The sequence below is a fragment of the Pseudomonas sp. RL_105y_Pfl2_101 genome (assembly GCF_963970585.1).
Taxonomy (GTDB): Bacteria; Pseudomonadota; Gammaproteobacteria; order Pseudomonadales; family Pseudomonadaceae; genus Aquipseudomonas.
This window is the reverse complement of sequence record NZ_CAXAPG010000011.1, coordinates 1-11,917: the sequence shown is the minus strand read 5'-3', so window position 1 is coordinate 11,917 and position 11,917 is coordinate 1. Positions and strand designations below refer to the sequence as shown.

Sequence of the window (11,917 nt, the reverse complement as noted above, 5' to 3'; positions counted from 1 at the left end):
TGCTTCTGGTTGCGATTCACTGAACCCTGGCGAGCGGCATGGGGTCAATGAGCTATAGGGCAATTTGGCCATCGTCGATCAGGGAGTCATCCATGGATTTCATTCGCATCATTATCGCCATCCTGATACCGCCACTGGGAGTGTTCCTGCAGGTCGGCTTCGGCGGGGCTTTCTGGCTGAATATCCTGCTGACACTGCTGGGTTATATCCCCGGCATCGTGCATGCGGTGTACATCATCGCCAAGCGCTGAATTCATCGGTTATAGAACCCCCTGTGGGAGCGAGCAAGCTCACTCCCATAGTTTTTTGGTGTCCTATAGGTCGCTATCCATCACCTTGCGATAGAACAACCACTCGTGCTCCAGCGCATGGGCCTGGTTCGCGGCCTTGCGAAAACCGTGGCGTTCATCGGGATAGTAGTGCGCCTCGACCGCCACGCCGTTGGCCTGTAGAGCACTGGCCATGTCGCGGGTTTGTTGCGGTACCACCACAGCGTCCAGTTCACCCTGAAAAAAGATCACCGGCACCCGGATGTTCCCGGCGTGCAGCAGTGGGGTGCGGGCGCGGTAGCGTTCGAGGTCCTGTTGCGGATCGCCGATCAGCCAGTCCAGATAGTCACCTTCGAACTTGTGCGTGGCACGGCCCAGGGCGACAGGGTCGCTCACGCCATAGAGGCTGGCGCCGGCCCGGAATACATCGTGGAATGCCAGGGCGCAAAGGGTCGTGTAGCCACCGGCACTGCCGCCTCGAACGAACGCACGACGGCCGTCGATCAGGCCTTGCTCGTCCAGATAGGCGACCACCGCGCAGGCATCCTCGACATCCACCACGCCCCAATTCAAATGCAACGCCTGCCGATAGGCCCGGCCATAGCCGCTGCTGCCGCGGTAGTTGAGATCGGCGACGGCAAAGCCACGCTGGGTCCAATACTGGATACGCGGGTCGAACAGGGGATAACAGGCCGAGGTGGGGCCGCCGTGAATGAACACCACCAATGGCGGTTTTGCGGGTGCGTTCATGGCCGGGTAAAAGAACCCGTGGGCCTCCCCTGACGCGGATGGATAGCGCAGGGTTCGAGGGCGGCTGATCTGTTCGACGGGTAATGGCGTGATGCCGCCGGCCAGCACGGCCACTTCGTGGCTATGCCGCTCAATGGCAATGATCGCCGATGGGTGGGTCGGCGAGGCTGCAACGGCGTAGATGAACTGCTCATCCAGCGTCAGGCTGCGAAAGCGGGTGTAGGTGCCGGTGAAGTCCTCATCGGCATCGTCTCCTTGGCACAGGCCCAGGCGTCCGAAGCCCGCGTCGGTCCAACTGGCCAGGTACGTGTGTTCACCCAGCGGCAGCCAGGTACAACCACCCAGTTGCCAAGGCGCTGGGGCATGATCGGCTTGGGCGGCGGGCAGCGGTTTCAGGCCCTGGGCCGACTCCATCCAAGGCTGCCAATAACCACCGCGATCAGTCAGGCAATAAAGACGACTGGTCGCGTCGAAGCGCGGTTGCTGGATGGACTCTTCTTCACCGTTGCCCGCGACACAGCGCGGCTCACCCCAACCCGTAGCGTTGCGCTCGGCGAGCATCAAGCGCGTTGCGGTCCATGGTTGATGCGGACGGCTCCACTCGATCCAGGCGAGCCGCTGACCGTCCGGGCTCACGGTCGGCGAAGCATAGAAATCAGCGCCTTCGGCCAGCAGATGCCGTTGATGATCCGCCAACCCGATCGACACTAGGCGATGCTGATTGGCGTGTTCTTCCACCGCCAATACCTGGCCGTCGACGAAGCCTAGATCCCCATAGCGGCAGTCACCCGAGGTCAGCGCCACGGGGCGTTCGTCATTCAGGGATTGGTGGTACAGCTGCTGGTCGGCCTCATTGACGAACAGCACACCGTCATGACTCAGGCAGAATGATCCGCCGCCGTATTCATAGATCCGGCTGCGCGCGCTGAACCCGTCCGGTGTCAGGCAGCGAGGCATGGCGTCTTGCCAATGCCAGATCCGGCAGGCGCCGTCTGCGGGGCGGTATTCATTCCAAAACAGACCCAAAGGCCCCAGCTGCAGTTCGGCGAAGTCGGTGCCGGCGGCAACGGCCTGGGCGGCGCTGAAAGGCTCAACCTTTGGCGATGAGGCGCGAGTTTCGTTCATTGCGAAAGGCCAATTGTTCAATGGTTTGCGTGGCGTGCTCGGCGTCTTCACGCGCCTGCAGAATCACCCCGTGATGTTCGGACTTGCTGCACACAGGGTCGGCGTTGCTGGCGTCGCCTGTGAGCATGAACGCCTGGCAGCGGCAGCCGCCGAAGTCCTTTTCTTTTTCATCGCAGGAGCGGCACGGTTCGGGCATCCAGTCATAACCGCGGAAGCGGTTGAAGCCGAACGAGTCGTACCAGATGTGCTGCATGCTGTGGTCGCGCACGTTGGGAAATTGCACCGGCAGCTGGCGGGCACCGTGACAGGGCAATGCCGTGCCGTCCGGCGTGACGGTGAGGAAAATACTGCCCCAGCCGTTCATGCAGCCCTTGGGGCGTTCTTCATAGTAGTCCGGCGTAACGAAAATCAACTTGCACGGGTTGCCTTCGGCTTCCAGCTTGGCGCGGTATTCGTTGGTGACGCGCTCGGCGCGCACCAGTTGCTCCCGGGTGGGCAGCAGGCCGGCGCGGTTGAGCTGCGCCCAGCCGTAGAACTGGCATGTGGCGAGCTCGACGAAGTCGGCTTCCAGGGCAATGCACAGCTCGATGATGCGATCGATCTTGTCGATGTTGTGCCGATGGGTCACGAAGTTCAGCACCATCGGATAACCATGGGCCTTTACCGCCCGGGCCATTTCCAGTTTTTGCGCGAAGGCTTTCTTCGAACCGGCCAGGAGGTTGTTCACCTGCTCGTCGCTGGCCTGGAAACTGATCTGGATATGGTCGAGGCCGGCCTTCTTGAAGTCGCTGATTTTCTGCTCGGTCAAGCCGATGCCGGAGGTGATCAGGTTGGTATAGAACCCCAGCCTGCGTGCCTCGCCGATCAACTCGGCCAGGTCCTGGCGCACCAACGGTTCGCCGCCGGAAAAGCCCAACTGCGCGGCGCCCATCTCGCGGGCTTCGCGAAAGACCTTGAACCACTGCTCGGTGCTCAACTCCTGGCCCTGCTCGGCAAAGTCCAGCGGGTTGGAGCAGTACGGGCATTGCAGTGGGCAGCGATAGGTCAGCTCCGCCAGCAACCACAGCGGTAAGCCGACTTCAGGCTTGGGCGGCAGACCGCTGCTCTCAGGCAAGTTCGATCCAGTGCTGTGCACGGGCGACCTCCATGAATTGCTCGATGTCGTCACCGAGTTCCGGCACGTCGGGGAACTGCTTCGCCAACTCGCCGATGATGGCCACGACATCTCGTTCACCATCGATCAGGCCACCGATCAACGCCGCGCTGTCGTTGAGCTTGATCATGCCTTCAGGATAGAGCAGCACGTGACCTTTCTGGGCCGGTTCGTACTGGAAGCGATAGCCGGGGCGCCAGTGCGGGGTTTTACTGCGGTCGAAACTCATAAGGCGATCCCTTTGTGCCACACCCGTTGTTCGGTCACGCTGTGGTAGGGCGGGCGGTTCAATTCATAGGCCATGCTCATGGCGTCGAGCATGCTCCAGAGGATGTCCAGTTTGAACTGGAGAATTTCCAGCATGCGCTCCTGCCCTTGGCGGGTGGTGTAGTGCTGCAAGGTAATTGCCAGGCCATGCTCTACATCACGCCGGGCCTGGCCCAGGCGGGTGCGGAAGTATTCATAGCCGGTCGGGTCGATCCATGGGTAATGCTGGGGCCAACTGTCCAGGCGCGACTGGTGGATCTGCGGGGCGAACAGTTCGGTCAGCGAGCTGCTGGCGGCTTCCTGCCAGCAGGCCCGGCGGGCGAAGTTGACATAGGCATCCACGGCGAAACGCACACCGGGTAGCACCAGCTCCTGGGAACGCAGTTGATCGGGGTCCAGGCCCACCGCCTGGCCCAGCCGCAACCAGGCTTCGATGCCGCCGTCTTCGCCGGGAGCGCCGTCGTGGTCGAGCAGGCGCTGGATCCACTCGCGGCGGATTTCCCGGTCCGGGCAGTTGGCCAGGATCGCGGCGTCCTTGAGCGGAATATTGACCTGGTAGTAAAAACGGTTCGCGACCCAGCCCTGGATCTGCTCGCGAGTGGCACGGCCTTCATACATCGCCACGTGATATGGGTGATGGATGTGGTAATACGCACCCTTGGCACGCAGGGCGGCTTCGAACTCGGCGGGGGACAGGGGGGTGTTAGTCATTGTGGTTCTCCGGGCAATTCCCGTGGATTCTGTGGCGTCAGGGTTGGCCCCATCGCGAGCAGGCTCGCTCCCACACTCGATCTGTAACGCATGAAATATCCGGTACGACTCAAATTACTGTGGGAGCGAGCCTGCTCGCGATGGCGTCTCATCAGCCAGCAGCGATTGGCTGACACAGCGCACACCCACTCCCACAATCGTCGCGTCCTTCCTACAACTCAATACTCATTCCGTCGTAAGACACTTCAATCTTTCGACGTACAAGCTCAGCTCGCTCGGGCGAGTCTTCGTCCAGGATCGGGTTGGTGTTGTTGATATGGATAAGGACTTTGCGCGGTCCAGGCACTTGTTCCAGTACTTCCAGCATGCCGCCGGGGCCATTCTGGGCCAGGTGGCCCATTTCCCGACCGGTGCGGGTGCCGACGCCACGGCGCAGCATTTCATCGTCGTCCCACATCGTGCCGTCCACCAGCAGGCAATCGCAGCCGGCCATGAGCGCCAACAACGACGCGTCGACCTTGCCCAGGCCTGGGGCATAGAACAGCTTGCCGCCCGTGCGCAGGTCTTCGACGATCAACCCGATGTTGTCACCCGGGTGCGGGTCAAAGCGATGCGGTGAGTAGGGCGGTGCGGCGCTGCGCAGGGGTAGCGGGGTGAAGCGCAGGTTCGGGCAGGCGGCGATGGTGAAGCTCTGGTCGAGTTCGATGCGATTCCAACTCAACCCGCCGTTCCAGTGGGTCAGCATGTTGAACAGCGGAAAGCCGGTGCTCAGGTCTTCATGGACCATGTCGGTGCACCAGACTTGATGCGGGCAACCTTCACGCAGGCTGAGCAGGCCGGTGGTGTGGTCGATCTGGCTGTCCATCAGGATGATCGCGCCAATGCCGGTGTCGCGCAGGGCCCGGCCCGGCTGCATCGGGGCAAACGCCTGGAGCTGGGCGCGGATGTCCGGGGAGGCGTTGCACAACACCCAGTTCACACCGTCATCGGACAGGGCGATGGACGATTGGGTGCGCGCCTGGGCCCGCAGGCTGCCGTCGCGAAAACCTGCGCAATTGGCGCAGTTGCAGTTCCACTGGGGGAAACCGCCACCGGCGGCAGAACCTAGAATCTGGACGAACATGGCTGCTCCATCTGCAAACCGAAATAAAAACGCCTCGGCTGACCGAGGCGTAGTGCTGCGTGCTTAATCGCCTGCAGCATTCAACGGCTGGCGAAGTACATGGTGACTTCGAAACCGATACGCAGGTCGATATATGCGGGTTTGGACCAGGACATGGGAATACTCCTTTGGTTGGGGTGCTTTCGTTAGATAGAACGGTTGAGACCTATACATATAGTCCACCTCCTTTCGGAGATGTTCAGATGCTTAGGCGCCTATGTTACTAAATCTGACATGTTCGTTCGCCGTGATTCTCGAAGAAAGCTCATTACACCCCCTGTAATGATCACTACGCCGCTTGCCAGCGCTCTCTCGGGCAGGTTCCGTTGCTCAGGCAATACCATCCCCCTTCAGCCTCGATCAAGTGTTGGACGGCCATTTGCAGCTGCGTGCGATCCAGGCACACGATGGCAGCGGACAGTTGCTCAAGATAATCCGACGGGTGGCCGGCCAGCGTGCCCTGCCAGAGTAGCTCAGCGGCCTGGGCGCAGGGCAGGGCGGTGCTCTGGAGTTGGGCGGCGAGCGCCTGCTGCTGGCCGGTCAGGGATGAGTCATCGAGCTGCTCGATCAGCGCCGGTAACCCGGTCAGGAATTGCTCGATGTGGGCGCTCAGTTGCGGCGCCGAGAGGCTGGGTGATTGGACGCCGAACAACATTCCGGTTTGCCCGTCGATCTGTTTCAACCCACTGAACACCGCATAACCCAACTGCAACTCCACGCGCAGGCGCTGGTAGAACGGCGTCTGACACAGCTGCGCCAGCAACCGCCAGGCGGCTTCGTCGGCCAGTGTCGAGGTGGCTGTCGGGCAAAACAGCAATACGGCCGGTTCTTCGCCGTGAGTCTGGAGTGTATGCCAGGTGCGTTGCCCGCGAGGTGCCGGTACCTGGCTGGCTTGATCGCCGACGATGCCCGGCACCCGGGCCAACGCAGGGCCCAGCGCCCCTTGGGTGGCGGCCGACAGGCCGATGGACAGCCCGTCCCATCGGGCCGTTGCCCACACACTTTGGTCGCAGTCGGGCACTGGCAGCGCTGATGATTGCCGGTTGTGCCGGCAGTGATTCGGCAGCGCCTTCAACAGATGTCGAATCGGTATCGGCGGGGTTTCGTGAACGGTGCGGGCCATTGGCAGTGGTTGCGCAAGCTTTACCAGCAGGTGTTCGAGCACCAGCGGTATCGGCGACTGCAAGCCGACCAGTTTCAGCAGCCATTGATGACCGGAGGGTTCGAAGCTGACGTCCACGCCAGCCTGGCGAGCATCCTCACGCACATCCTGCAGGTGCCGGTCGAGCCTGAATGGAAAGTCGAGCGGTGCCTGGGTCGTCAGTTGCCAACGCAGGTACACCGCGCCGTCACGAGCGTTGTCCGGCAGCGCCTGGCTGAACTGCATCGGCGAGCGTTCCCGGCGACCCCGGGAGCGGTCCTGGGCGAAGGTTCGCAAGCCGCGGTGGGCGCTGGTCTGGCCGCGTATCAGTCCGGCGCGGGGCGCTTCGCTTGGCATTTGCAAGAACGGGTTGGGCGCGGGCAATTGCCATTGTTCGATGATGTTATCGACAGGGTGCAGTTGCTTGAGAATTTCCCTGAGCCTCACGAGGTCGTTCGCCAGCAGCGGCGCGCCACACCCGTCACCGTCCCCGCGGGCCACCTGCAAGGCCGACCCTGTCTCCTGCCGACGCACCAGCTGTGCGGTGAACTCCTGGCGCAGCGGCGCCCAGTCGTCCTGGGCGGCAAAGAACCCCAGCCAGTCGTGCAGCAGCGGCTGGATCTGCGCCGCTACCTGAGCGTCGGCATGCTTGAGTTCGATGTGCAGCAGCGCCTGCCCGGTAAATTCATACAGCACGGTGGCTTTAAGGCTGTCAGCCAGGCCGCGCTGACGCAGCGTGGCGAGCAGGCCGCCTGGTTTGCTGGAGTTCAGCCACGTACAGAGAAAGTCCAGGGCTTGAGGCGAGGCGGCGGGCAAATCTTCGAAGGCGAACAGCAGATCAAGGCAACCCTCGTGGCCCTGTTGATAACTCGTCTGGGACGTTGCCATCAGCTTTGGCGGTGCCGGCCTGGCAAGCGCTTCGCCGGCCGGTACATGGCTGCCAAATTGTTCAGCCAATGCTTTCAAGGCGTCGATGCTTTGCGGGCCGACCAGGCTCAGGGTCATCTGGCCGCTTTGGTAAAAGCGGCGATAGAAGTCGTGCAATGCGCTTTGGAACTCGGCTTGCGTCACCGCGAGGCTGTCGCGATTGCCAGCATGAAAACCGCGCAACGGATGGGCCGCCGACAGGCCGTCAAGCAAGGCAAGCTGTCGCTGGGCCGCAGCATCCTGGGACCAGGCGACGAACTCGGCGTGCAGCACTTCCCGTTCGCGCAACTGATCGGCTTCATCCAGGCGTGGGTGGGCGAGCATGTCCCACAATCGTTCCAGTCCGTCGACGAAGGTTGCGGGTGGCAATTCGAAAAAAAAATCCGTGGTGCGTTCGCTGGTGCGGGCATTGAGCTGGCCGCCGTGGCGCTGCACGTAGGCCATGAGGTTCTCCCCAACGGGAAAACGCTCGGTGCCGAGGAAGAACAGATGCTCGAGCAAGTGCGCCAATCCCGGCCAGGCCAAGGGCGCATCATGGCTGCCAGCCGCGACTCGCAGTACCGCAGCGCTGCGCTTGAGGCCTGGGACATGACGCAATGTCACCCGCAAGCCGTTGGCCAGGGTTTCAGTGTGGGGGTGGAGGGAGTCGGGGGCCGGCATGAGCGCTTCCAGAACAAAGATGCGCTCATGCTAGCGGATTAGGCCGCGTTCTCAATCCTCAATCAGTGTTTGTGCAGGTCGTCGTAAAGCTCAGGGCGTCGATCGTGCAGGTAGTTGTAGGCCGCGCGGGAGTCTTCCATCAGTTGTCGATCCAGTTCTCCGACGATCAAGGTCTCATCCAGCCCAGCAAGGGCCGGGCGGCTGCCATTCGGTGCGGCGATGCTGCTTTGGCCGCAATACTGCAATTCACCTTCCTGGCCGCAGTAGTTGGCGTACGCCACGAAACACTGGTTCTCGATGGCCCGGGCCCGCACGGTGACGTCGGCGATGAACGTGTAGGGTTGCATGTTGGCGGTAGGCACCAGGATAAGCTCGGCACCGGCCAGGGCCAGGCGTCGGGCATTTTCCGGAAACTCCAGGTCGTAGCAGATCAGGAGGCCGAGCTTCCAGCCATTGAGCTCCACGATGGGCAATGCGGCGTCGCCGGCGCTGAACATGGCGTGATCGAGGTCACCGAACAGGTGGCTCTTGCGGTAGTTGGTCAGGCGCTCGCCCTGGGCGTCGATCAGCTGCACGGCGTTGTAGATATGTCCGTCTTCGTCGCGCTCAGGGTAGCCATAGACAATCGCCAGGCCTGCGGCCTTGGCAATGCGGGCGATCTGTTGCGCCCACTCGCCGTTGTAGACCTCGGCCAATACATTCACCGCGTCGACGCCGATGTTGTAGCCGGTCATGAACATCTCCGGCAGCACCAGCACATCGGCGCCCCTGGCTTCCAGTGCCACCTGGTGCAAGCGTTGCAGGTTGCCGGCTGGGTCCAGTGGCAGCGGCGGGCATTGGTAGAGGGCTACACGCATCAATAACTCCTTTTATTCGGGCAGAGCGATCGGACCGATCTCATGGAACACATCACCTGGGCCCGGGTTCTCGGCGTGAGTTTCACCGCCGAAGTGCTTCATGATTCCCCACACGGCATTGAGTGAGGTCTGTACCGCGCCTTCGACCCAGGCCGGTGTCCATGAGACGTCATCACCGGCGATAAAGATCCCGCGCTGTTCGGCTGGCATGTCGTCCTGCATGAAATGCGCATACATGCGCTGGTTGTAGCGATAGTGGCCGGGCAGGGCGCCCTTGAAGGCCCCGAGGAAATGCGGGTCGGCTTCCCAGGATACGGTGATCGGGTCACCGATGATCCGTGCGGCGATGTTCACCTTGGGATAGATTTTCTTCAGGGCATCGAGGGCCAGCTTCACGCGTTTTTCCACCGGGTGCGGGAGCATTTTCAGCGCGTCGCTCATCCAGGAATACGACAGGCAAATCACCCCTGGCTTGTCGTCCCCGTTATCGAACAGATAGGTACCACGGGTAAGACGGTCGGTCAGGGTCATGCTCATCAGGTCGCGGCCGGTCTCCGGGTCCTTGTCCTTCCAGAATGGCCGGTCGACCATCACGAAGGTCTTCGACGATTGCATGTAGCGGGTGCGGTCCAGGGCCATCCACATTTTTTGCGAGAACAGTGCTTCTTCACACTCGATCTGGGTGGTCAGCAGCCAGCTCTGGCAGGTGACCAGCACCGCGGCGTATTCGCGGGTGTTGTCCCAGACGTCGGTCACGCTGAACCGGCCATCAGATGCGCGGGCAATGCGCTTCACGCCGCCGCGTGGGGCGCCCAGGTGCAAAGCATTCAGGCTGGTACCTGCCGGCCAGTGTACGCAGCGTTCGGGCACGTGGTTCCAGATGCCGTGGGGCACCTGCTCGACGCCGCCGACCACCAGGTGCTGGTGGTCGTCGCAGTTGGTCATTACGACACGGAAGATTTCCAGCATCGAATTGGGGAAGTCCGAATCCCAGCCGCCCGTACCGAAACCGACCTGGCCGAATACTTCGCGGTGTTGGAACGACAGCTTGGCGAAGGCCTTGGAGGTGGCGACGAAGTCGTAGAAGGTGCGGTCGTCCCAAAGGGGCACCAGGGTGTTCCACAGCGCCTTGAGGCGTGGCACGTCGCGGTCGCGGATGGCCTGCTGGATGTCGCCGAAGCGCGAGCCATCTTCCAGCGCATCGGCCCAGGCATCGGCGACTTCCTGGAACAATGCAGGTAGGTCCGCCAGCTTCTGTGCGTAGTAGGTCTGGCCTTCCAGGTCGATGACCGTGCTGCCGGAAGCCGGGGTCAGCGGGTTGGGGAACGGCTTGGTCTCCAGGCCCAGCTTGTCGACGTAATGGTAGAACGCGGTGGATGACACCGGAAAACGCATGCCGCCCAGCTCGGCAATCACCCCTTCGGCGCCATTGAACGCTTGTGAGCGCAGGCGCCCACCCATCTTCGATGCCTCGTAGACCACCGGCTTGAGGCCCAGCTTCATCAGCTCGTACGCCGCCACCAGACCGGCGATCCCGGCACCGACAATCGCCACTTCGGTACCGTGGTGGTGGGCGGGAATGCTGCCCAGGCCGGCCGGATGCTCGATCCAGTCGTCAAAGGCGAAAGGAAAGTCCGGCCCGAAAATGGTGATGGGCTTCTTACCGTCTGCTGGGTGGCGATTGTTCTTGTTCATGGCTGACCTTGGTGGGCGACTCGACGCAGTGTTCGCGTCTGAGTATAGGAAAGATGCCAGCCATTCTAGGGAGGGTGGAGCACGTTAATAAGACACAATATGTCGTCGTTTTGAGTGCATGTCAGTCATTTTGATCTATTTATAAATCATAGTGACGAAACGGGTCCCCTGTGGGAGCGTGCTTGCTCGCGATAGCGGTATGTCAGTCCATGAAGGTGCTGAGTGAATTAATGCCATCGCGAGCAGCCTCGCTCCCACAGGTTAAGTGATGCAGGGTTTAGACTGCGGATTCCACGGCCATCCGGCCACCTATTCCATGAACATCCGGCCACTGATTCCACGATGATCCGGCCACCCATTCCACGGTCATCCGGCCACCCTTAAGGCAGGCAGCAACGCAGGATTAATTCACTACCATCGACCTCTTTTATCGAAGCAGAGAGGTCGTCGTGGAGCGGTTATCCATGCGTAAGATTCGAGAAGTGCTACGTCTTAAATTCGAGGTCGGCCTATCTGCCCGCCAGGTCGCTATCAGCTTGCAAGTAGGTCGAGCTAGCGTCGGTGAGTACCTCAATCGCTTTGCTGCCAGCGGTCTTACCTGGCCGTCTGCGCTGACTGACGCCGAGTTGCAACGGCATCTTTTTCCGCCGCCGCCCGCTGTCCCCAGTGATCAACGTCCGGTACCGGACTGGGCTCATGTCCACGCCGAGCTACGCCGCCCCGGCGTAACCTTGGCCCTGCTCTGGCAAGAGTACCGACTCGCCCATCCGCAAGGCTTCCAATACAGCTGGTTCTGCGAGCACTACCGCCTCTGGGCGGCCAAGGTCGACGTGGTCATGCGCCAGGAACATCGCGCCGGCGAAAAACTGTTCGTCGATTACGCGGGTCAGACCGTGCCGATCATCGACCGGCGAACCGGAGAGATCCGCCAGGCCCAGATTTTTGTCGCCGTCCTCGGCGCCTCCAGCTACACCTTCGCTGAGGCCACCTGGTCGCAGAAACTGCCCGACTGGCTGGGCTCGCACGCCCGCTGTTTTGCTTTTTTCGGCGGCACCGCACAGATCCTGGTGCCCGACAATCTGCGCAGCGGCGTCACCAAGGCGCATCGCTACGAGCCGGATATCAACCCCAGTTACCGCGATCTCGCCGAGCATTACGGCGTAGCCGTGCTGCCCGCGCGCTCGCGTAAACCCAAGGACA

Annotated in this window: 11 protein-coding genes; 2 read left to right on the top strand and 9 right to left on the bottom strand. The window is 61.7% G+C overall.

What is annotated here, in order from left to right; genetic code table 11:
• Positions 1 to 92: 92 nt before the first annotated feature.
• Positions 93 to 251, top strand: coding sequence for a YqaE/Pmp3 family membrane protein (locus tag AACY31_RS14480; protein WP_339477223.1), 159 nt, complete (start codon positions 93 to 95; stop codon positions 249 to 251).
• A 63-nt stretch (positions 252 to 314) separates the two neighbouring features.
• Here the strand turns inward: AACY31_RS14480 and AACY31_RS14475 are convergent, their stop codons facing one another.
• The 9 genes from AACY31_RS14475 to AACY31_RS14435 form a co-directional block, all read right to left on the bottom strand.
• Positions 315 to 2,144 carry a S9 family peptidase gene (locus tag AACY31_RS14475; RefSeq protein WP_339477220.1) on the bottom strand — a complete coding sequence of 610 codons (1,830 nt, stop codon included), beginning with the start codon at positions 2,142 to 2,144 and terminating at the stop codon, positions 315 to 317.
• On the bottom strand, positions 2,110 to 3,279 hold the full coding sequence (gene pqqE, locus AACY31_RS14470; protein ID WP_339477219.1) for a pyrroloquinoline quinone biosynthesis protein PqqE: 1,170 nt from the start codon (positions 3,277 to 3,279) through the stop codon (positions 2,110 to 2,112). Before pqqE ends, AACY31_RS14475 begins: the two co-directional genes overlap by 35 nt.
• Entirely contained in the window at positions 3,251 to 3,526 is a 276-nt protein-coding gene (gene pqqD, locus AACY31_RS14465; protein ID WP_339477217.1) for a pyrroloquinoline quinone biosynthesis peptide chaperone PqqD, read from the bottom strand. The genes pqqE and pqqD overlap by 29 nt, the downstream gene beginning before the upstream one ends.
• Complete coding sequence (pqqC, locus tag AACY31_RS14460; protein WP_339477215.1) at positions 3,523 to 4,275, bottom strand: pyrroloquinoline-quinone synthase PqqC; 753 nt, start codon at positions 4,273 to 4,275, stop codon at positions 3,523 to 3,525. Before pqqC ends, pqqD begins: the two co-directional genes overlap by 4 nt.
• A 211-nt stretch (positions 4,276 to 4,486) precedes the next feature.
• Positions 4,487 to 5,398, bottom strand: coding sequence for a pyrroloquinoline quinone biosynthesis protein PqqB (pqqB, locus tag AACY31_RS14455; RefSeq protein ID WP_339477212.1), 912 nt, complete (start codon positions 5,396 to 5,398; stop codon positions 4,487 to 4,489).
• 80 nt (positions 5,399 to 5,478) lie between these two features.
• On the bottom strand, positions 5,479 to 5,553 hold the full coding sequence (pqqA, locus tag AACY31_RS14450; RefSeq protein ID WP_003177660.1) for a pyrroloquinoline quinone precursor peptide PqqA: 75 nt from the start codon (positions 5,551 to 5,553) through the stop codon (positions 5,479 to 5,481).
• 173 nt (positions 5,554 to 5,726) lie between these two features.
• A complete protein-coding gene (gene pqqF / locus AACY31_RS14445; protein ID WP_339504666.1) occupies positions 5,727 to 8,165 on the bottom strand; it encodes a pyrroloquinoline quinone biosynthesis protein PqqF in 2,439 nt (812 codons plus the stop codon).
• Between the two features lie 62 nt (positions 8,166 to 8,227).
• Complete coding sequence (locus tag AACY31_RS14440) at positions 8,228 to 9,022, bottom strand: carbon-nitrogen hydrolase family protein (RefSeq protein ID WP_339477206.1); 795 nt, start codon at positions 9,020 to 9,022, stop codon at positions 8,228 to 8,230.
• 12 nt (positions 9,023 to 9,034) lie between these two features.
• Positions 9,035 to 10,717: a flavin monoamine oxidase family protein gene (locus AACY31_RS14435; RefSeq protein WP_339504664.1), complete on the bottom strand. Its 1,683-nt coding sequence runs from the start codon at positions 10,715 to 10,717 to the stop codon at positions 9,035 to 9,037.
• Positions 10,718 to 11,181: 464 nt separating this feature from the next.
• Between AACY31_RS14435 and istA the strand changes: the two genes are divergently transcribed.
• The coding region (gene istA, locus AACY31_RS14430) for an IS21 family transposase (protein ID WP_339504663.1) at positions 11,182 to 11,917 on the top strand (736 nt) is incomplete at its 3' end.